The sequence below is a fragment of the Vibrio sp. qd031 genome (assembly GCF_002100145.1).
GTDB lineage: Bacteria > Pseudomonadota > Gammaproteobacteria > Enterobacterales > Vibrionaceae > Vibrio.
Map to the genome: position 1 here is coordinate 104,090 of NZ_JXQD01000031.1, position 26,683 is coordinate 130,772.

General features: G+C 45.6%; 30 protein-coding genes and 2 pseudogenes. 21 read left to right on the top strand and 11 right to left on the bottom strand.

Annotated elements, in window-relative coordinates; genetic code table 11:
• Window positions 1–22 precede the first annotated feature (22 nt).
• Both ST37_RS17835 and ST37_RS17840 read right to left on the bottom strand, forming a co-directional pair.
• Complete coding sequence (locus ST37_RS17835) at window positions 23–940, bottom strand: pseudouridine-5'-phosphate glycosidase (protein ID WP_084888899.1); 918 nt, start codon at window positions 938–940, stop codon at window positions 23–25.
• Window positions 934–2,028 carry a PfkB family carbohydrate kinase gene (locus ST37_RS17840; RefSeq protein ID WP_084888939.1) on the bottom strand — a complete coding sequence of 365 codons (1,095 nt, stop codon included), beginning with the start codon at window positions 2,026–2,028 and terminating at the stop codon, window positions 934–936. The genes ST37_RS17835 and ST37_RS17840 overlap by 7 nt, the downstream gene beginning before the upstream one ends.
• 176 nt (window positions 2,029–2,204) lie before the next feature.
• Between ST37_RS17840 and ST37_RS17845 the strand changes: the two genes are divergently transcribed.
• The 4 genes from ST37_RS17845 (at window position 2,205) to ST37_RS17855 (ending at window position 5,019) form a co-directional block, all read left to right on the top strand.
• Window positions 2,205–2,903: a UTRA domain-containing protein gene (locus tag ST37_RS17845; RefSeq protein ID WP_084888900.1), complete on the top strand. Its 699-nt coding sequence runs from the start codon at window positions 2,205–2,207 to the stop codon at window positions 2,901–2,903.
• Complete coding sequence (locus ST37_RS20075; protein ID WP_172401038.1) at window positions 2,904–3,071, top strand: hypothetical protein; 168 nt, start codon at window positions 2,904–2,906, stop codon at window positions 3,069–3,071. It abuts the gene before it with no gap.
• A gap of 30 nt (window positions 3,072–3,101) precedes the next feature.
• Window positions 3,102–4,112 carry a GNAT family N-acetyltransferase gene (locus ST37_RS19870; RefSeq protein WP_172401039.1) on the top strand — a complete coding sequence of 337 codons (1,011 nt, stop codon included), beginning with the start codon at window positions 3,102–3,104 and terminating at the stop codon, window positions 4,110–4,112.
• A gap of 103 nt (window positions 4,113–4,215) precedes the next feature.
• Window positions 4,216–5,019, top strand: a complete 804-nt coding sequence (locus ST37_RS17855) for an SDR family NAD(P)-dependent oxidoreductase (RefSeq protein WP_084888901.1) — start codon at window positions 4,216–4,218, stop codon at window positions 5,017–5,019.
• 68 nt (window positions 5,020–5,087) lie between these two features.
• On the opposite strand, the gene ST37_RS20135 is transcribed toward ST37_RS17855, so the two are convergent.
• Window positions 5,088–5,801: a PEP-CTERM sorting domain-containing protein gene (locus tag ST37_RS20135; RefSeq protein ID WP_084888902.1), complete on the bottom strand. Its 714-nt coding sequence runs from the start codon at window positions 5,799–5,801 to the stop codon at window positions 5,088–5,090.
• 332 nt (window positions 5,802–6,133) lie between these two features.
• On the opposite strand from ST37_RS20135, the gene ST37_RS17865 reads away from it, so the two are divergent.
• The 5 genes and pseudogenes from ST37_RS17865 to ST37_RS20385 all read left to right on the top strand — a co-directional run.
• Entirely contained in the window at window positions 6,134–6,565 is a 432-nt protein-coding gene (locus tag ST37_RS17865; RefSeq protein WP_084888903.1) for an HIT family protein, read from the top strand.
• Window positions 6,566–6,710: 145 nt separating this feature from the next.
• Window positions 6,711–7,184, top strand: a complete 474-nt coding sequence (locus ST37_RS17870) for a RidA family protein (protein WP_197687481.1) — start codon at window positions 6,711–6,713, stop codon at window positions 7,182–7,184.
• A gap of 290 nt (window positions 7,185–7,474) precedes the next feature.
• The gene (locus ST37_RS17875) at window positions 7,475–8,083 is read left to right on the top strand and encodes a sugar O-acetyltransferase (protein WP_084888904.1); all 609 of its coding nucleotides are present in this window, start codon (window positions 7,475–7,477) and stop codon (window positions 8,081–8,083) included.
• A 40-nt stretch (window positions 8,084–8,123) separates the two neighbouring features.
• Window positions 8,124–9,050, top strand: a complete 927-nt coding sequence (locus ST37_RS17880; RefSeq protein ID WP_084888905.1) for a DUF808 domain-containing protein — start codon at window positions 8,124–8,126, stop codon at window positions 9,048–9,050.
• Between the two features lie 237 nt (window positions 9,051–9,287).
• Window positions 9,288–9,580 (top strand): annotated as a pseudogene (locus tag ST37_RS20385) (radical SAM protein); the annotation flags it as partial.
• Window positions 9,581–9,668: 88 nt separating this feature from the next.
• Here the strand turns inward: ST37_RS20385 and ST37_RS17890 are convergent.
• Window positions 9,669–10,562 carry a LysR family transcriptional regulator gene (locus ST37_RS17890; protein WP_084888906.1) on the bottom strand — a complete coding sequence of 298 codons (894 nt, stop codon included), beginning with the start codon at window positions 10,560–10,562 and terminating at the stop codon, window positions 9,669–9,671.
• 274 nt (window positions 10,563–10,836) lie between these two features.
• Here ST37_RS17890 and ST37_RS17895 point away from each other — a divergent pair, with 274 nt between their 5' ends.
• A complete protein-coding gene (locus tag ST37_RS17895) occupies window positions 10,837–11,613 on the top strand; it encodes an alpha/beta fold hydrolase (RefSeq protein WP_084888907.1) in 777 nt (258 codons plus the stop codon).
• Between the two features lies 1 nt (window position 11,614).
• Here the strand turns inward: ST37_RS17895 and ST37_RS17900 are convergent, their stop codons facing one another.
• Window positions 11,615–13,405: a sigma-54-dependent Fis family transcriptional regulator gene (locus ST37_RS17900; RefSeq protein WP_084888908.1), complete on the bottom strand. Its 1,791-nt coding sequence runs from the start codon at window positions 13,403–13,405 to the stop codon at window positions 11,615–11,617.
• Window positions 13,406–13,690: 285 nt separating this feature from the next.
• Here ST37_RS17900 and ST37_RS17905 point away from each other — a divergent pair, with 285 nt between their 5' ends.
• Window positions 13,691–15,211 (top strand): aldehyde dehydrogenase family protein, encoded by a 1,521-nt coding sequence (locus ST37_RS17905; RefSeq protein WP_084888909.1) that lies wholly within the window; start codon window positions 13,691–13,693, stop codon window positions 15,209–15,211.
• 144 nt (window positions 15,212–15,355) lie between these two features.
• Here ST37_RS17905 and ST37_RS17910 read toward each other — a convergent pair whose 3' ends face one another.
• Complete coding sequence (locus tag ST37_RS17910) at window positions 15,356–15,610, bottom strand: hypothetical protein (RefSeq protein WP_084888910.1); 255 nt, start codon at window positions 15,608–15,610, stop codon at window positions 15,356–15,358.
• A 202-nt stretch (window positions 15,611–15,812) separates the two neighbouring features.
• Between ST37_RS17910 and ST37_RS17915 the strand changes: the two genes are divergently transcribed.
• Both ST37_RS17915 and ST37_RS17920 read left to right on the top strand, forming a co-directional pair.
• Window positions 15,813–16,724, top strand: a complete 912-nt coding sequence (locus ST37_RS17915; protein ID WP_084888911.1) for a LysR family transcriptional regulator — start codon at window positions 15,813–15,815, stop codon at window positions 16,722–16,724.
• A gap of 58 nt (window positions 16,725–16,782) precedes the next feature.
• A complete protein-coding gene (locus ST37_RS17920; RefSeq protein WP_084888912.1) occupies window positions 16,783–17,427 on the top strand; it encodes a DsbA family oxidoreductase in 645 nt (214 codons plus the stop codon).
• Between the two features lie 75 nt (window positions 17,428–17,502).
• On the opposite strand, the gene ST37_RS17925 is transcribed toward ST37_RS17920, so the two are convergent.
• The gene (locus ST37_RS17925; protein WP_084888913.1) at window positions 17,503–17,928 is read right to left on the bottom strand and encodes a MarR family transcriptional regulator; all 426 of its coding nucleotides are present in this window, start codon (window positions 17,926–17,928) and stop codon (window positions 17,503–17,505) included.
• Window positions 17,929–18,013: 85 nt separating this feature from the next.
• Here ST37_RS17925 and ST37_RS17930 point away from each other — a divergent pair, with 85 nt between their 5' ends.
• From ST37_RS17930 to ST37_RS17950, 5 genes are all read left to right on the top strand, one after another.
• Window positions 18,014–18,511, top strand: coding sequence for a DUF2798 domain-containing protein (locus tag ST37_RS17930; RefSeq protein WP_084888914.1), 498 nt, complete (start codon window positions 18,014–18,016; stop codon window positions 18,509–18,511).
• A gap of 54 nt (window positions 18,512–18,565) precedes the next feature.
• The gene (locus tag ST37_RS17935) at window positions 18,566–19,342 is read left to right on the top strand and encodes a siderophore-interacting protein (protein WP_172401040.1); all 777 of its coding nucleotides are present in this window, start codon (window positions 18,566–18,568) and stop codon (window positions 19,340–19,342) included.
• A 134-nt stretch (window positions 19,343–19,476) separates the two neighbouring features.
• On the top strand, window positions 19,477–19,983 hold the full coding sequence (locus ST37_RS17940; RefSeq protein WP_242426354.1) for a cytochrome b/b6 domain-containing protein: 507 nt from the start codon (window positions 19,477–19,479) through the stop codon (window positions 19,981–19,983).
• Window positions 19,980–20,279 (top strand): hypothetical protein, encoded by a 300-nt coding sequence (locus ST37_RS17945; RefSeq protein WP_084888916.1) that lies wholly within the window; start codon window positions 19,980–19,982, stop codon window positions 20,277–20,279. Before ST37_RS17940 ends, ST37_RS17945 begins: the two co-directional genes overlap by 4 nt.
• A 163-nt stretch (window positions 20,280–20,442) precedes the next feature.
• Window positions 20,443–20,631, top strand: coding sequence for a hypothetical protein (locus tag ST37_RS17950; RefSeq protein ID WP_084888917.1), 189 nt, complete (start codon window positions 20,443–20,445; stop codon window positions 20,629–20,631).
• A gap of 1 nt (window position 20,632) precedes the next feature.
• Here ST37_RS17950 and ST37_RS20080 read toward each other — a convergent pair whose 3' ends face one another.
• Window positions 20,633–20,800, bottom strand: a complete 168-nt coding sequence (locus ST37_RS20080; RefSeq protein ID WP_172401041.1) for a hypothetical protein — start codon at window positions 20,798–20,800, stop codon at window positions 20,633–20,635.
• A gap of 146 nt (window positions 20,801–20,946) precedes the next feature.
• The gene (locus ST37_RS17955) at window positions 20,947–21,744 is read right to left on the bottom strand and encodes a hypothetical protein (RefSeq protein WP_084888918.1); all 798 of its coding nucleotides are present in this window, start codon (window positions 21,742–21,744) and stop codon (window positions 20,947–20,949) included.
• Between the two features lie 344 nt (window positions 21,745–22,088).
• Between ST37_RS17955 and ST37_RS17960 the strand changes: the two are divergent.
• Both ST37_RS17960 and ST37_RS17965 read left to right on the top strand, forming a co-directional pair.
• Window positions 22,089–22,622: pseudogene (locus ST37_RS17960) on the top strand (MFS transporter); the annotation flags it as partial.
• 33 nt (window positions 22,623–22,655) lie between these two features.
• Window positions 22,656–23,675: a S66 peptidase family protein gene (locus ST37_RS17965; RefSeq protein ID WP_084888920.1), complete on the top strand. Its 1,020-nt coding sequence runs from the start codon at window positions 22,656–22,658 to the stop codon at window positions 23,673–23,675.
• Here ST37_RS17965 and ST37_RS17970 read toward each other — a convergent pair.
• Window positions 23,667–24,563 carry a LysR family transcriptional regulator gene (locus tag ST37_RS17970; protein WP_084888921.1) on the bottom strand — a complete coding sequence of 299 codons (897 nt, stop codon included), beginning with the start codon at window positions 24,561–24,563 and terminating at the stop codon, window positions 23,667–23,669. The two genes, ST37_RS17965 and ST37_RS17970, sit on opposite strands and share 9 nt — an antisense overlap.
• Before the next feature lie 136 nt (window positions 24,564–24,699).
• Here ST37_RS17970 and ST37_RS17975 point away from each other — a divergent pair, with 136 nt between their 5' ends.
• Window positions 24,700–25,419, top strand: coding sequence for an SDR family oxidoreductase (locus ST37_RS17975; RefSeq protein ID WP_084888922.1), 720 nt, complete (start codon window positions 24,700–24,702; stop codon window positions 25,417–25,419).
• A gap of 60 nt (window positions 25,420–25,479) precedes the next feature.
• On the opposite strand, the gene ST37_RS17980 is transcribed toward ST37_RS17975, so the two are convergent.
• Window positions 25,480–26,676: an MFS transporter gene (locus ST37_RS17980; protein WP_084888923.1), complete on the bottom strand. Its 1,197-nt coding sequence runs from the start codon at window positions 26,674–26,676 to the stop codon at window positions 25,480–25,482.
• Window positions 26,677–26,683 lie beyond the last annotated feature (7 nt).

Sequence of the window (26,683 nt, forward strand, 5' to 3'; positions counted from 1 at the left end):
TTTAGCTGGATATTGGCTGAAGCTAGATTGCGCAGTACTCTTTGGCGATGTTTGCGCCTAGGCGTGCATTGTTAAGCACCAATTCAATGTTGGAATCTAGGCTGTTGCCGCCTGTTAGCTCACACACTCGAGCCAGCAAAAATGGTGTCGAATCTTTACCTGCAATACCTTGCTCGTCAGCTTCAGCGAGAGCTTGATCGATAGCGCCAGTGATCGTTTCAACAGGCATTGCAAACTCGGTTGGGATTGGGTTTGCGACTACAACACCGCCTCTTAGTGCCATACCCCATTTAGCGCGAAGCGCTAATGCGATCTCTTGCGCTGAGTCTAAACGGTAGTCAATACTGTGCTCACTTTCGCGTGTGTAGAAAGCCGGTAAAGAGTCCGTTTGATAGCCAATCACTGGAACGCCTTGTGTTTCCAAGTATTCGCGAGTTAGTGACAGGTCGAGAATTGATTTAGCACCGGCGCAGATAACAGCAACGTCAGTATTCGCAAGCTCTTGTAAGTCGGCAGAAATATCGAACGTCTCTTGAGCACCACGGTGCACACCACCAATACCGCCGGTGGCAAAGACGCGCACGCCCGCCATCGCGGCTAAAATCATGGTCGCTGCTACTGTAGTCGCGCCATCTTTTTTACCTGCTACCATAAAAGGAATATCACGACGACTTACTTTCGTCACTGCAGTGCCTGCTTTGCCAAGGTATTCGATTTGGTCTTTTGACAATCCTACCTTTAAACGACCTTCAATGATTGCAATAGTCGCTGGAATAGCGCCTTCTGCACGAATGGTGTCTTCTACGAGCAATGCGGTTTCAACATTACGTGGGTAAGGCATGCCGTGAGAAATAATGGTCGACTCCAACGCGACAACAGGTTGATTATTAGCTAACGCTTGTGCGACTTCAGGTTGAATATCTAGGTATTGGTCTAGCATTGTGGAGACTCCTCTAGCAGATCTAACACGGCCTGCTCTGTCAGTTGTTTATTAATGGTTTCTGATACTGTAATGGCGAGGTGCGATGCACCGATGGCAAATTCCACACTCTCCACCCAGTTGCGATTGTTCAAATAAGAATGGATCAAACCAGCCATCATAGCGTCACCCGCTCCGGTAACATTGTTTACCTGAGTTGGAATGGCTGGTACTACATGCTGCTCATATGGGCTGCTGGCTAACACTCCCTCACTTCCAAGACTGATTGCCACTTGCGGAACGCCTTTATCATGCAGTGACTTGGCCAATTGCGATGGTGCTATGTCGGCATCGATATCAACACCAGCCAAGATCTTAGCCTCAAGAATATTGGGTTTCAGGCAGTCAATTTTGTCTAAATAAGGGATAAGCTTTGAGGCTTTAATTGAAGATACAGGATCGACAAAAATAGGCTTAGTACCATGGTGTGTAAATAAGTAGTTCAATGCATCTTCGGGTAGATTGGCATCTAGAACGAGTACGCTGGCTCGGTCGATGACACCGGCACGCTTTGATAATTCATTGGCGTTTAGACTTTCGATAAGCTGCATATCATTGAGCGCGACTAAAAGCTCGCCTTGGTCATCGAGTATCGATAGGTAGCTACTGGTTTTCGCGTCATTTTTGTATAACGAATGATCCGTACCAATGCCGCATTGGTGGCAAGAGTCTTTTAAGTCTTGTCCCCAACTGTCTCCTCCAAACGCACCGATAAATTCGACCGTTGATCCAAGTCGTGCCAAGTTTTCGGCAATATTGCGTCCCACACCACCGGCGCTCGCGTCTAGGTGACCTGGATTCGAGTCTTGCAGGACGATGGGGTTGGATGAGTGACCACACAAATCGATATTAGCGCCACCTATGACAATGGCGTAACGATCCGGAGCAATAATATAGCCTTTTCCTTGAATGTAGCCTTTGCGGGTTAATTGCATGATGTGTCCAGCAACCGCGCTGCGGCTTAACCCTAATAGATCAGCAAGCTCTAGCTGGGGGATCAATGGGTTGTGTCGCAGTATTTCGAGTATTTGTTGTTCTCTATTGGTCATAAACATTTGTCCGCAAACCAAACATTTGTTTATTTTAGGGGGAAGGTAAGGGGTTGTAAAGAGTTTATCTGCGATTAGACTGTGATGCAGCGCAACAGATTACGCTCTAGTTACAGAGCCATTCTGAGTTACACTAGAACTCATTTTTAGCCAATGTTGAGGCTTAAGTCTGTTACGTGCAGTATTTATCTATACAGCAAGCTATATTAGAGCAAATTGAGTCGGGTCAGTTAGAAGCTCGACAAAAACTGCCATCAGAGCGTAAACTTGCCGAGCTCTTTGATACCACAAGAGTGACGTTGCGCGAAGCACTAGCGCTATTAGAGGCGAACGGAAGGCTGTATCGTGAAGACCGAAGAGGGTGGTTTATTGCACCTTTGCCTATCATATACGATCCAAGCTTGTTGATTGGGTTTGTTGAGCGAGCGCAGCAACAACAGCGAGTAGCAAGTCATCAGCTTTTAACGGCTCAAAGCACCTTAGCGACAAAAGAGGCGAGTAGGCTAATGACCCTTCCTCCCTTTAGTGATCTGATCACGATCACGCGTATACGCCAACTTGAGCACAGGCCCGTTTGCCATGTCACGAGTATGATCGTACCGCGCTTTGCTCCCAATTTATTGGATTGTGACTTTGCACCGTCGGTCAGTGGTGCATTGCGCGAGTCGTTTGGTGTAAGTATTTCTAAAATCCAATATAAAATCTCGGTAACCTCATTAATTGGCGACGTGGCGGCAGCGTTAAATGCGACCGACGGTGCCATCGCGATAAAAATTATGCGCCATATGTATGATCAGCAGCATAATCTCATTGGCTGCAGTATCGAATATTGGCGTCACGATGCGATAAATATCCAGACTGAAGTGGTGAGTTAGATGAAGAAAACACCTTCCACGCCGCGTTGCGGCCAGTGCAGACAATTCACGCGAAGCAAGCAGGCTCAAAAAGACTATTGTGAAGCTTGGGATCAGCCGACTGTTGCGACGCAAGCTGTATGTGGGCACTTCATGCCCAAAACCGTGGTACCTAACCTGCGAGATTAACGCCCAGCGAGGTCAACTATGACTACTTCAATGGCAAAAAAAAATTTAGGAACACTTCATTTGTTGTGCGGAAAAATGGCGTCAGGTAAGACAACATTTTCGCATCAAATTGCCGCTCAATACCAAGCGTTGCGGTTAAGTGAAGATGAATGGTTAGCTGAGTGTTTTGCTGGTGATGTAAAAACCATTAAAGACTATGTCCATTACAGTGACCGTATAAAGCCGTTGGTGGCAGCCTTAGTCACACAGTCGCTGCGTAATGGCATAGATGTGGTGATGGACTTTCCTGCCAACACACCGCAGCAGCGAGCGTGGCTATTGGGACTTGCTCAGGCTTGCCAAGCCTCTCACCAGCTCTATTGGATGATCACGAGTGATCAGGAGTGCTTGCATAGGCTATCGATACGGCGGGCAGAGCAGCCAGATCGCAGACGTTTCGACGTACCTGAAATGTTCGAAACAATGAGTGCCTATTTTACGGCACCAACTGCAGACGAATCCGAGAATATCATCACGGTTGATCCTAGTCTGGCAGAGCATTTTTTTGAGCTGACAGTGACGTTGGAGAAAATAGAACCCACCACTATCCCAACTGACTTACTATTGATTGCTGACCCCAATATAGAATGCATCCAGTCGTACCAAGAAACGGGCTTTGGTTTTGTTGCCATTGCCCACCAACGTGGCGAACGGAATATTGTGGCGGCGTGTGTTGTCAGTGCTCACTCTACCGAGTTGGGTGAACTGATGAATATTTCTGTAAGGCCGGATTTTCAACAACAAGGTATAGGTCGTCGCTTGTTAGATTTTGTCATTGAACAGGCAAAAACTAAGGAGTGGAAAACCCTAAACCTTACCACGGGGACCTTTGGCTATCCGCTGACACTGTATCAACGTGCAGGATTTAGAGTTACTGAGGTGAGAAAGAACTACTTCATTGATCATTACCGTGACGCCATTTTTGAGCATGGAATACAGCACCAAGACAGTTTATCGCTATCGCTAGATCTGACTTCTTTTGATACTAGCATTACCCGTTAATTATCAATAAATTGTTGAAACTGTTTTATGGGTTGAGCGCTGGGTGATTGCTGTAAACCTCCTATACTAGGGCCACTGACTCAATAATGATCAAGGCCCATTTATGAAGAAAATCATACTGCTCACAGGTGCAACTGACGGCATTGGATTGCAAACCGCAAAACAATTGGCTGCGCAGGGCCATCATTTACTTCTGCATGGACGTAACCAAAACAAGCTCCAGCAGGTGATCGATACTGTATCGGTGCTACCGGGAGCTGGGCCTGTTGAGGGCTTTATAGCCGATTTATCAAACTTAGCCGAAGCCTCACAGTTGGCTACTCAAGTGGCCCAATTGCATGGCAAGCTTGATGTGATCATTAATAACGCGGGTGTATTTAGTATGGCCGATCCTAAAACCGTGGATGGTTTGGATGCTCGGTTTGTGGTCAACACAATCGCGCCGCTTATATTGACCCAAGAGCTTTTACCTCTATTAAACCAGTCGGGAAGAGTGGTTAATTTATCATCGGCTGCCCAAGCCAGTGTCGATCTGTCAGCGTTGACCGGCTCGCCAACTCTTTCTGACAATGCAGCTTACGCTCAAAGCAAACTCGCCATTCTTATGTGGACTCAGGAAATGGCTAAGCGCTACCCCAAAGGGCCAATATTTATTGCGATAAACCCAGCATCGTTTCTTGGCAGTAAAATGGTAAAAGATGCCTATGGTGTGGCGGGTGGTGATTTGTCTATTGGTGCTGATATTCTGTGTCGCGCTGCGCATAGCGACGAGTTTTCGGCGGCTAACGGCCTTTATTTTGACAATGATCTCGGTCAGTTCTCATTACCTCATAGCGATGCGCGAAATGTCGCGATAAGTGGTTCAGTATTTAGCGCTCTTGAACTTTTTATCAAGCAAAGAAGCTAGTATTTTGAGATGCAATAAAAATGGGATTAACATTCGTTTATCCCATTTTTTTATACGCAGAGAGGTTATTATTTGTTACGACGTCTCACAACACCTAGACCAAATAAACCAAGACCAAATAGAGCTAAACTCGCTGGCTCTGGAACGAGTACTGGTGGAGAGAAAGTACCGAACGAATCACCACCGACATACAGCGCACCTAATGCAAAGTCATCACCAAGTAGTTCGATTGATGATACATAATCCATACCTACATCAATGGTATAGAAACCGCCATTGACTTTGCTCGGGGCAGTAATACAGTCACTGGTGAAGAAAGAAGTTCCATTTATATCCGATAGTGAATAGGTCGCGGAGTCATCTTGAACAACGCCACAAGTGTCTTGTGGGAAGAGGTCGACGAGTACAATACTTTCTAGATAGCCAGAGATGGCTTCGTCTTGCATGTTGAAAAATGAAATTGTCATAGATTCGTTATTTGATACTTCGTCATCCACGATACCAAAACCATCGATGTCACAGGCAAGTGCGCCACCGTCATCGGCACAATAGTCAGCATTAACCCCACCGTCATAGGTGGTTGCGGTTAGGTCATCTGGCGTTACGTCAAACACGACTTTAAAATCGAATGGGTCAATACCACCTGTGGTAAAGTGAAAAGTATTGTTGCCCTGATCGACTAACGTACTGTCCGTGAAGTCGAGTAAAAACGCCTGAGCATTAAATCCACAAAGCAGAGCGGATAACCCAATCAGCGACTTGTTTAATAAAGGATGTTTCATGTGTCCTTACTCCTATACATTTAAATCAAAATAGCATGTTGCTTTACTTCCATTTCAAGGGCTGTCACAGCTAATCCACCCTTTTCATTACTCTACTAAGCAAAACCCGATCCATTTTACAAGCTGTTGTTTTAAATGAATTTTGTGGTTATTCTAATATCTGATCGTAATGTTTTCTGACACTGTGTAGACAATCTTTTGAGGGAGTTGAACAGCTAATAATGTCGATATGATTTATAACCCTATGAAAATCATGAACTAATACTTTGTGGGTATTTGAAAGCTCTACTGTAAGATAAAGAAAACGGTAATAAGGACGTATAGGAGCTCTTTTGAAAACGACAATTGTTCAAGATATCTGTGAAGGTCGATTAGAAGCAGCGATAGCTTATCGATCTGATTTAGTCATTGCTTTTGCGGACCATGATCCTATTAACCGTGGTCATTTGCTGATTTGCCCCGTGCAGCCTTATGAATCATTGTTGGATTTACCTGCTAACGTAGATGAAGAAATTCAACGGGTTGCCAAGGTACTGTACGCGCGGGTGATGGAACATTATCAGCCTGATGGGATCTCCTTTATTCAAAACAACGGGGCGTTTAATGAGTTGACGCATTACCACTTGCACCTTTTTCCACGTTATCACGGTGATCAGTTTGGCTGGAGCAGCAGTGAGTTGGGCATTCAATCTGTCGAAGCGTTAAAAAAAGAGATCCTCCCTATATGTATTGAGCCAACGCAAGTCCAAACAGGTTGCAAATAGGCACGCACTCGTTACCTCGACGCTAGAATGCGCAGCTGTCTCTGTTTCGATAATCCATAGTGAGTGAATACAGGTATTCTATTCATTGGCGAGCTATTTGGCTGTATTGGCGAACAGGCTATTGCTACGACACGAAGGGATGATCATGGATATCGAAGTCAAACTTAAGCAACTGAATATAGTGTTACCCCCTGTAAGCGAACCGCAAGGAAGTTATCGAAATTGCGTGCGCACTGGAAATCTCTTGTATGTCTCTGGCAAGGGGCCAATTACAGCCGGAAACATACCCCCTAAGGGTAAATTGGGGGACGAGTTTGGGGTTGATGAAGGCTATTACTTTGCCCGGCAGACAGGGCTGGATATTTTATCGACGGTGCAATACGAATTGGGCAGTCTGAATAAAGTCTGCCGGGTAATAAAGCTCCAAGGGTTTGTAAACGCCACACCTGAGTTTGACCAACATCCCAAGGTGCTTGATGGATGTTCTGACTTAATGGTAGAGGTTTTTGGTGCCAAAGGAGTACATGCGCGTTCAGTGTTTGGTGCGACGTCTGTAAGAAACAATCTACCGATCATCGTTGATTCCATTTTTGAAGTGATTGATACCCATATTTTGTAATGACATTAACTGAGATAGGGGATTCGATGTGATTCTAGCAAGCTGCCGGCAATGTACAGATTGTGCTTCCGAAGCTGACAGATACCGCAACTGAGTGTAATTGTTCGATCTGTTTTCGGTATGGCGCGCTGGGGCTATTTTACTGAAAAAGACCTTGCGATATCGGTTGGCAGTATGTGTGTTTAGTCATTTTACAGTGTAAATTCGTTCAAAAGTTTGAACTCGACATCTCATGTTTTTTGACAATACCAGTATGATAGCTCTCTACAAAGTAATGGTGTGAAATCAGTATGGATCTAGAAGGCAAATTACACAGTCAACAAGTCTATTTTTATGACGAAGGGCTAGAGGCAGAACAAACCAAATGTTTAGAGTTGCTGTACGATTTTAATCATACACGCCCCAGTGAGTACAACAAACGCCAGCAGATGATGAAAACACTGTTCGCAGACGTTGGCAAAGGGTGCTACATCGAGCCGCCACTTCAGGCTAATTGGGGGCGCTACACACACTTGGGAAACAATGTGTATGCAAATTTTAATCTAACCTTAGTGGATGACACTCACATTTACATCGGTGATCACGTTATGATCGGCCCCAATGTCACCATTGCAACTGCAGGGCATCCCATCGAACCTTCACTTCGCCGCCGCGTAGCGCAGTTTAATATCCCCGTACACATTAAAGCGAATGTATGGATTGGCGCTAATTCGGTGGTTTTACCCGGCGTGACCATTGGCGAAAACAGTGTGATCGGCGCTGGAAGCGTGGTGACCAAAGACATCCCAGCCAATGTTGTGGCCGTAGGAAGCCCTTGTAAGGTCGTTAGGCCCATTGATGAGCACGATAAAGCTTATTATTTTAAAGACCGACCATTAGCTGGAAATATCCTAGACTGATCCTAAGCGAATCGTCGCTTAACCACACAAGGACCCAATTATGGCTGGAGCCAGTTTACTGACACTGATCGACGATATTGCGGCGTTAATGGATGATGTAGCGGTCATGTCTAAGGTCGCGGTCAAAAAAACTGCGGGTGTATTGGGTGACGACCTTGCGGTCAACGCAGAGCAAGTGAGTGGAGTATCCACAGAGCGAGAGCTTCCCATTGTGTGGGCGGTGGCGAAAGGGTCGCTGTTAAACAAAGTGATCCTAGTTCCCGCAGCACTGTTGATCAGTCTGTTTATTCCTTGGCTTATCACGCCGCTGCTCACCTTAGGTGGAGCATTTTTGTGTTATGAAGGGTTTGAAAAAGTTCATCATTGGTGGACCCACCGAAACGCCCCAACGGACTCGCAAACTGATCCCATTGCAGCGATGAGCGACAGTGAGATGGCCAGTTTTGAGGCGAATAAAATCAAAGGCGCAATACGAACAGATTTTATCTTGTCGGCAGAAATCGTGGTCATCGCACTGGGTACAATGGTATCTCAAACACTTACAATGCAGGCCCTATCTTTGAGCCTAGTCGCCTTGCTGGTGACGGTCGGCGTGTATGGCTTGGTTGCGTTGATCGTCAAAATTGATGACGTAGGATTATGGCTGCTAAACAATAACCCCAACTCGCGACCTCTGCGCAAGAAGCTGGGGATGGGACTGCTCAGTTTTGCTCCGTGGCTAATGAAAACACTAGGCGTGGTAGGCACCATTGCCATGTTCTTAGTGGGTGGCGGCATTATTGCTCATGCGCTGCCTTGGCTTGAGCACCTCAGTGAAGCGCAAGTTGATACCTTCAATCACATTCCGAGCATCGATCTATTTTGGGAAAATATTGGTGCCACAATGATCCATTTAGTCAGTGGCATGATATTGGGTGCGATCTGCTTTGTTGTTGTGGGATACATTTCAAAGGCTCGGGGTAAATAGCCCAATCAACTCTGCGTTAGTCTTTTTCTATTTTCTGTTCAACCACATGCCAGTAATTATCAATAATCTCTATAAACTGATTGTAGTTTAGGCTCCATTATCAAGACTGGACGAGGTTGTTAAGCTCTCTCCACGATAAGACGGTGGTCATGATGCACCGTTACTATGTGTTGATCTTGCTTTAAGGAAATAGGGCAAAGGTCGCTGGGAGTTGAAATATGCATTTTGTTGGAAAAGTATAGCGGGTTAAATGACTTTCGTCGTAAAAGTGTGTCAGAGCTAATGGAGTTGAAACAGGCGGGCCTAGATACCGCGTATTCAGGTTTAGAGTCTGGTGATGCGTTGTTCTTAAGCGCATTAAGAAACATCTCACGCTAAGCCAAGCAATAGAAGGCGCTCTAACGGCGAAAGAAGCTGGCATTGAAGTGCTGCAGTTGTTTATCTTTGGTTTGGGCGGGCGCTATCCTTCACAGCAACATATTGAAGCGACAGTCGATTGGCTTAACCAAATGCAACCAGAGCAGATCGCCAAAAACCCAGGCGCTCAAGAGAATGTGATACAGACATTCGCGTGGTAATAAACCGTGCGCAGGCATCTTAGGCCAGCGCCGTTGCTTATTAGTGATCCCAGTAGGGTGGCTCACCAAAGTAATCTGAGAAGAAGTCGATAAAGGCGCGAACTTTGGGTGCGACAAAGCGCGAGCTAGGATATAAAACCCAAATCGCGGTATCCGATTTGTAAGGGGTGTCGGTTAAGATTTCAATTAGCTCACCGCTTTTAATTTGTTGATACACGCTCCACATAGAATTCATGGTGATACCATGTCCTGCAACACATAACTCTCGAATGGCATCCCCGTTATCGGTTCTAATTTTGCCACTGGTTTTGATGTCGATAACTTTGTCGCCAACACTAAATAGCCAGTTTTCGATCCCGATAATATTAATGCATTGATGGTCTTTTAGATCATTGGGGTGCTTCGGCGTGCCATGCTGCTTTAGGTATGCGGGTGAGGCGCAAATAATACGCCGATCACTGGCGAGTTTTTTGGCAATCAGGCTTGAGTCCTTTAACTCAGCATTTCGGATCGCGACATCAAACCCACCGTCGACAAGATCAACGATTGAGTCCGAGAATCGAAGATCGACACTCAGCTCGGGGTATTGCTCAGTAAAGGATGTCATCGCTGGGATAAGGTGCATTCGACCAAACGAAGAGGGTGCTGTCACACGCAGCACACCACTAGGAAGAGCGCTCTTTCCACCCACAGATTGTTTTGCTATGTCGACAGCGTCCACCACATTTTCTGCTTGCGGTAAAAACGCTTCTCCCTCTTGTGTGAGCGAGACTTTGCGTGTGGTTCGGTGAACCAATCTTACGCCAACCGACTCTTCCAGTTTATTTATGTGGGCGCTTGCAACCGCAGGTGACAGTCCTAACTCAGCACCAGCCTGACTAATATTATGCGTCGATGCTAGGCGGATAAAGAGGCGCAAATGGTCGATATTCATCAGTGATTGTCAATCCTTGCTAAAAAGTCATGCCAAAAGGAGAGGGATTATATAGAAAAAACTATAGATCTTGCGATCGTTTGTTGCAAATTGTTCGCCGCTTTCAAGGTGCTATACCGCTGTTTTTATTGGGTTATACCAATGTGGTTAGGCGGGCTTAGTTGGCTGTGAGTTTACACCGATAAAAACAGAGTAATACTCGGGTTTTTACGTGTTTCATTTTCCAATTAAACTGGTACGATCAGACTTGTGTGGTTGGTTAATTGATTAAACTATGGGCTTTAATAACATCAAATCATTCGCTAAAACGAGCTTAGTGCTGGTGGCTCTATCGCTGACTGGTTGCGGCTTGATCTATCCAGATCCCTTTCCTGTACTTCACACAGTAGAGGACGAATCTGTAGTATTAATTCATGGGTTAGGGCGTGGCGCTGCCAATATGCGGCAGCTAAAGGTGCGCTTGCAAGTTCAGGGCTATGAAGTGTGCAACATCGATTACCGCACAATTGGTAAAGGTGTTGACAGCATGGTTGAAGAGACGTCTGAGAAAATTGATAAATGCATTTTGTCAGAGCACAAAGTTCACTTTGTGGGGCATTCTTTAGGCGGCTTAGTCATACGCAGTTATTTGGCAGAGCACCCAAATGTTGTTGCCGATGATAGCCTAGGTCGCGTCGTGACATTAGGGACGCCACATCATGGCAGTGAAGTCGCAGACAAATTTGATGGTGGTGTGCTGATTGAGGTTGCAGGGGGAGTAAGCCAATCACTGGTGACAGGAGACCGTAGCTTAGGTAACCAACTACCACCGCCAACCTATAGCCTTGGGGCGATTGCAGGTACCAACAGTAACTTCACCACAGATCGCTATTTTGACGGTGTAAATGATGGTTTGGTCTCTTTAGAGTCCTCGCAGATCTCGGGTATGCAAGACTTTATTGCGCTGGAAGTCACGCATATCGATATGCCTTACGATCCCGACGTGGCCTACCAAACCATGCACTTTTTACAAACAGGGCAGTTTGATCACCTAAACAATCGGGCTTACTAAGTTAGTCTTTTACTCCAAGTGTGCGCAACTTGCGATACAGAGTATTACGACTGATCTTTAACTTGCGAGCCGTTTGGCTTACATTTCCTTGATTGTCATGAAATGTTCGCAGCAGCAGTTCATTTACTGACTCATCCAGCCCACCTACATTGTTAACATCGGCTGCGCCCAAGGCAGAATTTTCCTGTTCATTCAGAGTGACTGAAGCGTCGCTATGCACAGTCTGTGACTGCATTTGCAAAAGAGTATGCTGTGGAATGTGCTCTAGGGAGAGCTCTGGCGAATCACCGGCTAAGGCGCAGGCAACTTTAAGAACGTTATCTAATTCTCGTAGGTTTCCTGGCCACGCATAATGGGTGAGTAGCTGCTGCAATTCAGGAGCTATTTTCTGGTTAATTTGAGCGTATTTGCGATGAATATTGTGTACCAATGCCGCTTTGTCTTGGCGCTGCGAAAGGCTAGGAAGAGCAACAAATAACCCCTGTAATCGGTAGTAGAGGTCGTGTCGAAACTTCCCTTGCATCACCAGTTGTTGTAAGTCTACATGCGTTGCCGCCACTATCTGTACGTCAATTGCGTGACTTTCAACAGCACCCACTGGTGATACTTGCTTATCTTGTAAAACATGCAGTAATCGAGTTTGAGCGCTGATGGGAAGATCGCCTATTTCGTCCAAAAATAATGTTCCTTTATGGGCTTGACGAAACTTTCCAATGTAGCCTTTAGGGTTCGCGCCTGTAAAGGCACCCGCCACGTAGCCAAACAGTTCAGATTCGATGAGTTCATGTGGAAGTGCACCACAGTTAACTGAAACAAGCGGGGATTGGCGCCGCTGACTGACATTATGCAGCGCTTTCACAAATTCATTTTTACCGACTCCTGTCTCACCGAGTAAAAGAATAGGAATGTCTTTATCTAGAACCTTTAACGATTGCTGCCAGCATAGTTCAACGCATTCATCACCATGATGCAGCGTTGAGTGGAGAGAGCTTGCCACGCGGTGTTGATTTGGCGTATTAGGGGTAAATAACGATTGTTGTCTGACCGATCTGTCTATAAGAACGTCCAACGGCAAGGATTCAATATTTGGTCCCATTAAACTTTGTGCTGCGTGGTTATAACCCACAACCTGGCCGTCCTCATCGGTGATCACAATGCCTTTCCAGCTGCAGAATTCTCCCTCTTCGGCATCGAACTCAAGGCGCGTGTGAGCGCTGGGTAAACGTTCGAGTAGTTTATTTTCGATCAGTTGTACAAGGGTCTGGACGAAGAGTTGGGTATGTAAATCGTGCTCTTTTTGCTCGCTAGTAATATCAAGCACACCCAACAAGCCTCCGTGAGTATCAAAAATCGGGCAAGCAGAACAGCTGATAAATCGATGTCGTAAAATGTAGTGCTGTTTCGCGACCACAGATATGGGTTTTTGCTCAATGATCGCGGTGCCGATGGCGTTTGTCCCTTTTAGACTCTCTTTCCAGCAGGCCCCAGAACTGAGCGCTATGCCTGTAAGCTTCTCACGAAACTTTGGTTGGCCCCAACTGCTAATGATCACTCCGTCTCGGTCACTCAAAATGAGCCGGCTATCACTGCGTGCGAACCTTTCAGAAAATAGAGGAAGGGCAGAATGAGTGACAACATCGATTAGGTCATTGTGTTGATGGCGTCGCTCTTTTAAATCGTAACCACTTAAGCAAAAGTCTTGCGGGCGCTGCCTTTGACTTAATCCTGCCTGTTCGCTGCGTTCCCAAGATGTGGAGAGCCAACTGGGGAGTAAGGGTTTTGATGAGAGCATAACTGTTCCATTTGTTCACATTGCGCTGTACCAAATATGAACACCTCGTTTTTAAACGGCAGTATCGAGAGATTGGGACAGGCTTTAATTTCATGTTGTTAATGAATGGTAATCATAGTGTTACATCTTTATTGCGGCAAGTTTTACGTAGTTGGCCAACTTTTTGCCTTAACCAGTGTGTCCCTAGCGTCATAGTGAACAGTTCAAATTTCTGTTTAGAAACTTCGCCTAGGGACAACCATAAAAATAAGAGATTCCAATATAACTGAAACAAAAGGATTGATTATGATTTACGCACAACCAGGATCGGCGGACTCTAACGTTAGTTTCAAAAGCCATTATGACAACTTTATTGGTGGAGAGTGGGTTAAACCCGTCGAAGGGCAATACTTTGATAATCCATCACCTGTGAATGGGCAGCCGTATTGTAAAGTGGCACGCTCAGGCGAAAAGGATATCACGCTGGCACTCGATGCCGCTCATGCTGTGCGGGAAAGTTGGGCGAATACTAGTGTGGGTGAGCGCTCTAACATTTTACTAAAAATCGCCGATCGCATAGAGGCGAATCTTGAAGAGTTGGCGATTATCGAGACTTGGGAAAACGGTAAACCAGTACGTGAAACGCTGGGCGCTGATTTGCCTTTGGTTGTGGACCATTTCCGCTATTTTGCAGGCTGTATTCGAGCGCAAGAAGGCAGCGCAGCAGAGCTTGATGCGAATACCGCAAGTTATCATTTTCCGGAACCCGTTGGTGTTGTAGGACAGATTATTCCGTGGAACTTCCCAATGCTCATGGCTGCTTGGAAACTTGCCCCTGCACTCGCTGCAGGGTGTTGTGTGGTATTAAAACCAGCCGAGCAGACTCCAGCTTCTATTTTGATGTTAATGGAAAAAATTGGCGACTTGATCCCACCAGGCGTTGTGAATGTGGTTAACGGGTTTGGTGAAGAGGCGGGGCAAGCATTAGCCACTTCAGAACGCATATCAAAGCTCGCGTTTACTGGTTCGACGGAAATTGGTCAGCACATCTTAAAATGCGCCGCAAACAGTTTGATACCGTCAACGGTTGAGTTGGGCGGAAAATCTCCCAATGTCTACTTCCCAGATATTTTCGATCATGAAGATGAATACCTAGATAAATGCATCGAAGGCACTCTTTTGGCGTTTTTTAACCAAGGAGAAGTCTGTACCTGTCCATCGCGCGTACTGGTGCACGAGTCGGTCTACGACAAGTTTGTGGCCCTGTTAGCCGAGCGGGCTAAGTCCATTGTTCAGGGAAACCCGTTGGACATGAATACTCAAGTCGGCGCTCAGGTCTCTCAAGGGCAGTTTGACCGTATACTAAGCTACTTAGAAATTGGACGCCAAGAAGGGGCAAAAGTGGTGTTTGGTGGCGAAATCGCGCAGCAAAGTGATGATTTCTCAACCGGATATTACATTCAGCCAACGCTATTGGAAGGCAACAATAAAATGCGCGTCTTTCAAGAAGAGATATTTGGCCCAGTTATCGCCATTACTAAGTTCAAAGATGAAGCTGAGGCACTAGCGATTGCAAACGATACTGAGTATGGATTGGGCGCTGGCTTGTGGACGCGAGATGCCAACCTTGCCTATCGCATGGGACGCAAGATAGAGGCGGGGAGAATTTGGGTTAACTGTTATCACGCTTACCCTGCTCATGCTGCATTTGGCGGCTACAAAAAATCGGGCATTGGCCGTGAGACACACAAAATGATGCTCGACCACTATCAAAACACTAAAAACCTGCTGGTCAGTTACGACATTAGTCCGCTGGGTTTCTTCTAAGACGCTGAAGGTAGAACAGGATGCACGGCCTGGTAAAACAACGCTGTGTTGGCTAGCAAAGCCCCCCACTTTTATGGGGGCTTTTTTTGTTTAGTCTGGGAGACTGTAAAAGAACATAGGCTACACAGCCCGCGTACTCTGAGTCTATTGTACAGGAGGTGGTGGTGGCGCATCAGGCCACTCCGATTCACTCAAGGTCCCATTACCGTCTGTGTCGAGCTCATCAAATAGGTTCAAAATAGGTCCTTTGATTTCGTCTTTGGATAGTTCCCCGTTTCCGTCATTGTCCATCTGCTCAAAAGAAGGTGGTGGTGGGCGTCGTTCTTGGTTTGCAGTGACGGTTTGCATTGAACCTAAAATAACAGTAGTTGCAATGATAGTGAGCGCTAACTTTTTCATAGGGTTTTCCTGCCTGTTTGAATAACTAAAAACTCGATAGAAGTCTATGTTGATGATGGCGGAGTAATGTGCAGAAATTGTGGAGCAATAAAGGAGATCAAGTGCGACTACATTATGTAGCACGCAAGTATTGATTGAGAATATCTGATATAATATTTGACTAGAATTATAAGAAAACAAATATCATATATTTGAAAACACTATGAAGCATTCAGATTACAGTCTCATTCCTACTTTTGTATCGGTGATGCAAGAGCAAAACTATACTAGAGCCGCCAAAAAACTGGGGATCAGCCAGTCTGCGGTTAGTCAAAATGTCGCAAGGCTCCGAGATGTATTTAACGACAATTTATTTATTCGAGGCAGTCACGGTGTGACCGCCACCCCTTTTGCTCATGATATTTACCCTACGCTTGCCAGTGCCGTTGAAAGCATTGAGTACACGTTGCCAGAGCATAAAAACTTTCGTCCCCATGAATGTACTAAACAGTTTTCGATTGCAGCGCTCAGTGCTTTCGGTTACACCTTGTTACCGGATCTGGCGTTAACCATGAGTCAAAGTGCGCCGAAAGCAAGAGTCAAGATTGATCCTTTTGTGGGGCAGGACATAGGTAGCTTACTACGGGCCCAACAATGCGATTTGGTGCTAGAAGCCAAATCTAATCGTTACCCTCAGTTACGTTCAGAAAGAATACTCAAAGATAGGATGGTAGTCTTGTGCCGAAGCGATCATCCTAGATTGAAGGGACAAACTATCAATAGCGACCAGTTCTTGGCCGAAAAGCACGTCGTCCATACTACTAATCAGCAAAGCAAAGGTTACTTGATTGGCTATGGGCTTAAAGCGGAAAGTACATTGAGTCAGCGGGACGTTGTTTGGCAATCTGGAAGCATCATGGAGGCGGTGCCCGTAGTGGCTAAGAGCGACTACATCACCTTAGTACCTCAGCGTTTAATCGCCAATGTGTTAAATGAGCCCAGTATTAAAATTCTAGATGTTGAGTTTATAGACGAATCCCTTGACGTCGTTATGTATTGGCACCCTTCACGAACACATGATCCAAGCCACAAATGGTTACGTAGCACGTTATTGAAAGTTGCACAGCACATTTAGTCACTATACCCACACCGTCTTAGGCGATGTGGCAATACTACAAATATTAAGGAAGATAATGAACGGTAAGATTAAATTAGACATCATTTCAGATGTTGTTTGCCCGTGGTGCATTATTGGGTATAACCACCTGATGGCCGCGATCGAAGAGTTGGGTTTGCAAGATGTTGTTGAGATAGAATGGCAACCTTTTGAACTTAATCCGGATATGCCTTCAGAAGGTGAAAACCTGCGTGATCACATTATGCGCAAGTACGGGTCAACAGAGCAGGACAGCGCCCAAGCGAGGATCACCATTGCAGAAAAAGGTGCAGCCTATGGGTTCGATTTTGCGTTTACTGATGACATGAAAATGGTGAATACCCTTGATGCACATGTCTTGCTGGGTTACGCGCATTCTGTGGGTAAACAGACAGAGCTAAAATTGCGTCTATTCTCGGCCTATTTCCAAGAGCATAAAGATGTTTCTAATCGAGAAGTATTGATTGCGGAGGCTGTTGCTGTTGGGTTAAATAAAGAAGAGGTTGAAGCGCAATTAGAACAATCACAAGGGCGAGAAACCGTACGAGCATTGGAATCTCAGTGGCACCAAATGGGCGTGTCGGGTGTACCTACTGTGATATTTAATCGCACCAGTGGTCTAACGGGAGCCCACCCTCAAGATACCTACAAACAGGTTCTGCAAGAGCAATTACAAGCCTAAATAAAACAGGGTGACAGCTATTCTATCGCTGTCACCCTTAAATAAGTTCGTTCTTTACTGCCCAAATAGGGTCACTTATTCAGAAAGATTTTTAGCGATTTTTTTCGCAACCGCATCAAATTGAACCAGATCTTCGTGAGAAATGTTTTGGGTCATCGACTCAATTACCTCTGCCTCTGCACGGTTCAAAATCTCCAGACGTTCTTTTCCTTTCGCTGTCACAATAAGTAGCTGACTTCTCTTATCTTCTGGGTTCGGCGCTTTTTCAACCAACCCTTGCTCAATCAAAGTCTTAATGAGACGTGTAACCTGAGCCTTATCGCGATGCAGAAAATGAACAATGTCGACGGCTGTGCAGGGTGATTTTTTGTCGATGATTTTGATCACCCGGATATGCATAGGTGCGATATCCATGCCTAACGATTCAATATGCGAATGCATACGACGTTTTAATGCGTGAGTGAGATGGAATACCGTATTCAAACTTGTGCCAGTAGCCATAATGTACCCTTAAAAATGTAGTTGACAATATCAACCTGTGTATCTATAGTTGACATTATCAACATAAATCGACGGGAAATCAACAATGAACCAGACTTTCACCGTAAATTCTCCTGAAATCGAGACGAGCGCAACATCAACACCGCTCTATAAAAAGAGTTTGGTGATAATGGGCATGATGTCACTGATGGCAGGCACGTTAACAGGTGTGATGACATACATGAACGTAGGGCTGAGTGATGCATTCTACGGGCAGTGGCTACGTGCATTTTTGACCGCTGCATTTGTCATGGCTCCGCTTGGCTTTAGCACTATGACAGTCCTTACCAAATTAATGGAAAAGTGGTTACCCAATGCAGCTGAGAGTAAGCGAAACATCATAATAGGGCTGATAATGGCGGTATTTATGGAGTCGATGATGGCGTTCACCACAGCTGCAACAACCATTGGTTTTGCCGACAGCAACGCACTGTCTAGTGGCTGGTTGAGTGGGTTCTTGGCGGCCCTTCCTGTTGGGTTAGCATTAATGGTTTTGGTTTCAACCACCATTAAGCCCAAAGTAGAGCGTTTTTTGAAAAGTTAAGCGAACAAAAAAGTAGTGAGTTAACACATGAACCTATTTAGCAAGGTAAAGCAAATGAAACAAAAAAGAGCACCAATGCGACTAGAAGTGGTTTCTAATATTCAATTAAGCCAAAATTTTCAGCGTGTTGTAGTCACGGGCGAGGCATTGAGTAAACTGACTAAGACCTGTGAAGGTCAGTACATCAAGCTGCTGTTTGATGCACAAGGTCGAAGTGATGTGGATGGCTTTAGCGCGGAGGATCGTCCTAGTATGCGCACCTATACCATTAGACGATTTGATCCAGATACACTGCAATTGACCATCGATTTTGTTATTCATGACTCTAAGCATGGTGGGCAAGCGTCGCGCTGGGCAATAAACGCGAATGTTGGAGACCCCCTCACCATCGCAGGCCCTGGGCCGATTAAGGATGTTTCAGCAACCGCCGATGACTATCTGTTTGTTGCTGATATGACTGCGCTGCCCGCGGCTGCGATCGCCATCGAACGGTTGCCGAGCCAAGCAAAAGGCAAAGCGTTTATACAAGTGAGCCATGAAAGTGACATTCAACCCATAGATGCGCCAGATGGCATTAATATCCAATGGCTAGTCGGTAGTTATGATCAATCAATGCTAGCAAGCAGTGTTGAGCAGTTACCCGAAGTGTCACCCAATACCGCCATTTGGGTAGCGTGCGAATTTAGTCAAATGCGAGCGTCGCGTCGCGCGCTTTCTGCTCAGTCACATTTTGAACGAGAGCTGGCGTATTTTAGTAGCTATTGGAAACCCGGTGTGACGGAAGATGGGCACAAAAAGCTAAAACAAGAAGATGCTAAGTCATACGCATAACGTCCGTCTTGTGTGAATGAAGAACCCAAGTTACGCGCTATGTAAAGTAGCGTAAATGATGTTGTTAATATCAACCAATAAGGCACTATAACCTTGCTTTATATATGGTTAAATAACGATGTTAAGGGATGGGCATGACGCAAAGAGCAAAGAAATCATGGAAAGATGATCTCGGAAAAACTCGATATGTAATGGACGTTTGGTTACTGATAGGCTTTGTTCTTGTGTGTGTCCCACAAACCACAGGCATTCCTATTCATGAATGGATTAGCCTTGCCTTCATTGTGCCACTGGTGATCCACATCTTGTTACATTGGGAGTGGATTAAATCTGTACCGAGTAAGTTCTTTGCTCGCTTCTCCGATGAGTCTAAGTTTAACGCCGTTTGGGACGTTATTTTCTATTTGGCCATGGTTATGGTGACGTTAAGCGGCTTTTTGGTTTCGGAAGCAATGCTTCCTCAACTAGGGATCCCATTAGTCATTCAACCATTTTGGTCTGAAATCCATCACAGCTTAGGAAATATGCTGATGCCCATGTTGGGGATCCATTTAGCGCTGCATTGGACATGGATAAAGAATATGACGAAAAAAATGCGTCAATCAAACTCTAAAAAAGCCAATGGAGAGGCTGCACAATGAAATATGTAAAAGAAGATTGGATCCGTAGAAGCAGCATTGTGCTTGTGGTGTCACTGATTGTCAGTGCGTTGCTGTGGACACTCTCCTTAACCGATTGGGCTGCGACCATGAACACTGCCCAGCAACTTGGCAACCATCCAGAGCGTGAAGCCCCACCTGCTATCCTAATGTTTATCATGCCGTTTATTAAAGTGACATTTTTGACCATTATTCCTGCCGCGATTTGCCTATTTGTGGTTCGTGCTGCGCGTTGGGTAAAAAGCATTGTTAAGACCGGCCTACATATGCAGCAATAGTGCTCTGCGAAAGGAAGAGAGTCGCATTGCGGAAATGGCCCTTAAAATCAATCAGCAATGTGCGATCTTGACCGAACTGTAAAAACCAGCAGATAACCAATAGTAACCTCGACATTACACGCTATGCTTAAACTCGATAATAAATTCTGCTAAGGAAGCACCCATGTCAGAGAGCAATAGAAGCGAAGTCACCGTTGTTGATATAAAAATGCCCTTCATGTCGATCGTTATCTTTTTGGTGAAAGCGGCGATTGCGTCTATCCCTGCGTTCATCATTTTAACGGTTATTTTTGGGCTGATGAGTGTGCTATTGAGCGGATTGTTTCAAAGCCTTGGCATGGGGAGCTACTAGTTTACTCCACGACCACTGTGGCAAAATCAATCCAACCGTTGGCAAGCATGCCCGTTGCATCGAGCGATGTTGCCGTACTGATCTGCTGCTGGACATGAAATAGCGGCCAATAGAGCGCTTTGTCGATTAGCTGTGACTCAATACGGCGTAATGCATCGATCCTTTGCAACTCGTTAAGGTTCGATAACGATTTCTTAACGTCGTGTGCATCCAGGCAGCAAGCTGATTTATTCGGGGCTGAACACTTAGTTCTAACCCCTATTTTTTGGGTCTAAACATAATGAGTGCTACTATTTTTAATAATCTAGTTCTCAATTAGTTGAACTGAGCTCCAACAGTAAATGCAATCCAACTTCCACCTAAATCGTTATTTTCCTTTTTATCAGAATCGGATATCAAATCGTACCCATAAACAAAACTAATATTAAAAGATTGCATTAAATTTACTTGAAAGCCAGCACCCCCACTTAAACCAAATACAGTATCAGTAGTACCAACTTCATTTGAGGCAGGTATAAGTGCAGGCCCCGCAAATATTACGGGTCCCCAAGCAATATCGGTAGCATGTGAGTTCCATCGCCATCCAGCATAAGGAGCAATAGTCGAAGACGGAACTAGAGATCCATCGTTAAAGTAGTATTTGTAAGGGGCAACGAGTAATCCAAAATCTACTCCTGAGCGCATAACGTGCGTCAATGCTCCAGTCTCAACGATTTCAGTGTTTCTTATAAAAACGCGCTTTCCGGGTGGTAACGCTGCGACTTTACTCACTGTGCAAGAGGTTGGGGGTTTAGAAGTCCTTCGCCAGCCTACGACCATGTAAATACTTGAAAAGTCGCTGTTGATGCTCTCTATAATTCGAAAGTCTTCTTTTGCTGCTATACAATATTGTTTTCTTGATTCCTCATTTTGCGGCGACTCATAACCTGTAAATATAAACTCGTATGGTAATGAAAGTTTTTGGCTATCTATAACCTCCGGAGCTCTTTTTACGGTCTCATTTGCTATTTCTGTTTTAAGAATTTCAACTTCACGAGTGTCACCATCACTTGCTAGCGAGTAAAAAGTAATAAAGCACATTAATAAAGTGCCGATTCTTATTCGTCTACACATATTTATTCCCTAATTGATAAACTTAATTAATATAGTCTGACTCTGCTAAAGGATATTTTCATAATTGAGAAAGCAGCTGCTATGTATAAAAATACTAATTATTTATAGTAAGGGTGATAAAAATACTAGTACTTATTTATTAAAAGTTTTTTATTTTTATTAATATCTATATACGTTCTATTGGCTACGCCTAACTATAATGTTTGAAAGGGCTCAGTTTCAGAATAAGTTGACTACCGCGACTGCCCGTATGTGCAACTCCTATAAACTCAAAATACACAGTCGTTCTATGTCTCTATGGCTGAAGCATTTCGGTGATTGTGGGCAGTCGAACTATGGTTGTTATTACTCTAGCGGTGATGGTGATCAACACCACGGGCTCGGTATTTTGGATCCAAGCTATCTATTTTGCGAAGGCAGAGCTGACGTTAAATAGTGTGCAAGTGAGCTATCTGGTTGCTGCGTCTGGTATAGGAGGGATGCTTGGATCATTTACTGCCGATATTGTCCGTCAAAAAATGGGATTGGGTAGACTATTGATACTTTCAATTGCATTGGAAGCCATTGGTTTTTTGTTTCCAATTGTCTGGCCGACACTGTGGGGCTTGGGGTTGGGATTTTTGTGGGTGTCTGCGGTTGGGCTTTATAGCAGTATCTGTATCTGGAGTTTTCGACAAGAAGCGTTTGATGAAATATGGCTCGGACGCATCGCAGGGATCACCGGGTCACTGTTTAAACTCCTAATGCCACTGGGGCTTGCCGCCTCTGGATTCTGGGTAGAGGGGCTAGGCATAACAAGTTTGTTCCTTCTCTGTTTTGTGGTGCAGGCAAGTGTGGCATTCATGCTGCTTGCAACGCGGGTAAGAAACGTGGCTTAATCAATAAAATCAGCAAGATAAGGACATTGTGCTATGCATTACCCAAAGCCACTGACTAAAGGAAGTACTATTGCAATCACCGCATTTTCTAGTGGGTTAAGCAATGCTCATTTGCCTCGTTTTCAGCTTGTATGTGAGCATTTAACGCTGCACGGGTTCAACCTTGAGGTAGGACAATGCTTGATGGGAAAATACCAAGGAGCCAGTGCCAGCGCGGATGATCGAGCTCGAGAGTTGATGGGTTTTCTTACCAACGATAGCGTCGACGCAATTTATCCTCCTTGGGGTGGTGAGCTGGCGATGGAGGTGTTGCCGCTACTCGATTTTGATGCACTTGCGCTAGCCAAACCTAAATGGATCATGGGCTTTTCCGATGTTAGTACCGTAGCGGTCGCACTAACCTCTAAGCTGGGATGGGCCAGTGCACATACACCTAATTTGATGGACCTTATTCCTAATGCAAAGGATACGCTTACCGAGCATACATTGAGTCATATGGCGACTGCGTCGAAAGGTCAGTTCACCCAATTTGCTTCTCCAAAATTTGCACCTCAGTGGCCAGATTTTTGCCAAGACTCCGCTGCACAATTAGACCTTTGTGCTACCACACGTTGGCAGTGGTTGGTGGCACCCCAACAAGGCACGTCTGTAACAGGGCGCATAATTGGTGGGTGCTGGGATACACTTATTGATCTATTTAGTACTGAGTTTCTGGATTTAAGCCAGCTGAATCAACGTTATCCTGAAGGCATTATACTGTACTTAGAAAATGCTGAAATGAACCCCGAAGCCATCGCTAGAGCGATATTGAGTATGAAGTTTCGCGGGGTGTTTAAGCATATAAAAGGGCTGGTACTTGGTCGTAGTTTTGGGCCAGAGAGTGCAATGCTTAGCTATCGACAGGTTCTAAGTAACCACCTTGTAAACATAGGTATTCCCGTGGCGATTGACTTAGATATTGGGCATGCGCCACCCAACCTAACCATTATTAATGGCAGCGTTGCGCATTTGGATATGGGTAAACAGCCTTGTCTGACCCAACACTTAGTGTGAGTGGATAAAGGCTTGCCGAACAAACTCGATAAAAGCGGTGAGCCGTTGCGGTTGATAACGGTCTTTGTGATACAACATGGAAAAATCCACACTGGGTATTTCCCACTCATCAAAGACTTCGACTAACCGCCCCAATTTAAGCTCTTCGTCACAGTAGATTTTGGGTAAGCGCACAATTCCGTTGCCGAGCAAAGCACCATTGATCAAGCTGCGACCATTTTTACACTCAAAAGCCCCCGAGACCTGAATGTCTTGCTCGTTGCCCGTCTCATTATGCCTAAACCGCCATTTCTTCACCGTTCCGCACAAACAGCGATGCTCAGCAAGTTGTTTAGGCGTGGTGAGAGGTGGATGGTTAGCCAAATAGGCGGGTGACGCAAATGTACCCATTTCTATGGCGGTAAGCTTGCGTGCAATAAACCCTGCGTCTTGAAGCTGCCCCATCCTAAAAGCCACATCAAACTCTTCTTCCACTAAATCAATTCGGTGGCTGCTTAAATCGAGTAGAACTGTAACCTTTGGGTACTCGAGCATGAATTGGTGAGCCAGATTTGCGATGAGCGTTTCCCCAAGATAGCCACCCACACAATTAATCCGTATCAACCCTTGCAGGGTTTGCACATCGTCAACCGTTGAGCGCAGTGCTTGGTCAATGTTAGCGAGGGCTTGCTGGCTTTGCTGAAACAGCTGAGTCCCCGCTGCAGTTAGGCGCAAAGTGCGGGTGGTACGAATAAACAGCGTCACACCCATTTGCTTTTCTAGTTGGCTGACTTGTCGTGAAACGTGGGAGCGAGAGACGTCGAGGTGCTGTGCAGCTTTGGTGAAGTTGCCAAGTTGAGCAATCAAAACAAAGCTACGTAAGTCGGCAAGGTTGATGTCATCGAGCATGATCTAGGCTGCCTTATTGTTGCTGTATGACAACAGTGTTTCACTTAATAACCTATATATCAACAAAGCAGTCATGATTATGATTACTCCCATGCAGCACAGGCTGACAAATCGAATTAATGTGGAGTGAACAAACATGTCTAAACTTATCGTAATTACGGGCGCAAGCTCAGGTATTGGCGAAGCGATTGCTCGCCGTCTTAGCGCTGCTGGCCATCCTCTTTTGCTGCTTGCCCGCCGCGTAGATAAACTGCAAGCATTGCAACTGCCCAACACTTTGTGTGCCAAAGTAGACGTCACAGATAAAGCCAGTTTTGAACAAGCTATTACCGAAGCCGAAGCGAAATTTGGCCCCGTCGATGGCTTAGTAAATAATGCAGGCTGCATGCTGCTAGGCCAGATTGATACTCAAGACGCATCAGAGTGGAAACGCATGTTCGACGTTAACGTTCTAGGCCTACTCAATGGCATGCAAAGCGTGCTGGCGCCGATGATAAACAATGGCCAAGGCACCATTATCAACATCAGCTCAATCGCGGGTAAAAAGACTTTCCCCAATCATGCGGCTTACTGCGGGACTAAATTTGCCGTTCACGCCATCTCAGAAAATGTTCGTGAAGAAGTAGCAGCGTCAAATGTTCGCGTGACCACCATTGCGCCAGGCGCGGTAGAAACCGAACTATTATCACACACGACGTCTACCGACATTAAAGATGGCTACGATGTTTGGAAAGAAGAGATGGGCGGGGTCTTGGCTGCAGACGATGTGGCTCGCGCTGTAGAGTTTGCCTACAATCAGCCGCAGAATGTCTGTGTGCGAGAAATTGCGTTGGCACCGACTAAGCAGCAGCCTTAACGATTAAAAACTAAAAGCGCCAGCCTAGTTAGGCTGGCGCTTTTCTATGTGTGGCAGTATTTAACTGGCCGCAGGTGTGACAGCATCTGTTTGTCGAGCTTCTTTTTTGTCTAGATAGCCACTATAGGTAGTTAGTGCTAACGCCAGAAGCACTATCAATGCACCAATCCACGGTGTATCCATAACGTCTCCGCGAGCGACAATGTGACCACCACCCCAAGCACCTAGCGCTATTCCCACATTAAACGCGGCAATGTTAAGACCTGAGGCCACATCAACAGCATCTGGTACGGTCTTTTCTGCAATAGATACAACATAGACTTGCAACCCAGGTACATTTCCAAAAGCAAACGCTCCCCATACCAAAATGGTGAGTATTGCCAGTACTGGGTTATATGCTGTCATGCTAAATAGCACCAGTACCGCGGCAAGCCCGATAAATATCCACTGTAGAGCTTTAACCGGCCCCATTTTGTCGGCCATTTTGCCGCCAGTAATGTTGCCAAATGCAACCGAAACACCATATACCAACATAATGAGACTAATTTTATTGGCATCAAAGCCAGTAACGTCTTCAAGAATTGGGGCTAAGTATGTGAATGCGACAAAAGTGCCACCATAGCCAAGAGTTGTGATGAGGTACACCAATAATAAGCGCGGCTGAGTGAGCACCTTAAGTTGCGCGCTAAGCTTACTTGCAGGCGCTTGAGCAAGATTGTTGGGAACCAAAAGGGCACTGCCAATTAAGGCGATAGACCCTAAGATCGCGACAGTTAAAAATGTAGATTGCCAACCAAAGCTTTGACCAATATAGGTCCCTAAAGGAACACCAGTAACCAGCGCAACAGTAAGCCCTGTAAACATGATGGCAATAGCACTGGCGGCCTTTTCCTTACTGACTAAGCCAGTGGCTATGGTTGAGCCAATAGAAAAGAACACACCGTGGGCAAGACCCGTTAGGATTCTTGCGGTTACTAAGCTGCCGTAGCCAGGTGCTTGCCAAGCGAGAAGGTTTCCAGCGACAAACAGCGCCATGACCGACAGTAATACGGTTTTTCTTGGCCAGTTTCCAGTTAATGCGGTTAGTACAGGCGCACCAATCGCGACGCCTAAGGCGTACAAACTGACCAGTAAACCCGCAGAGGGTAGAGAAACATTAAGATCGAGTGCCATCGTCGGGATAAGACCGACGATCACAAATTCGGTTGTACCGATGGCAAATGCACTTAAAGTCAGCGCAAATAGAGCGAGTGGCATAGACGTA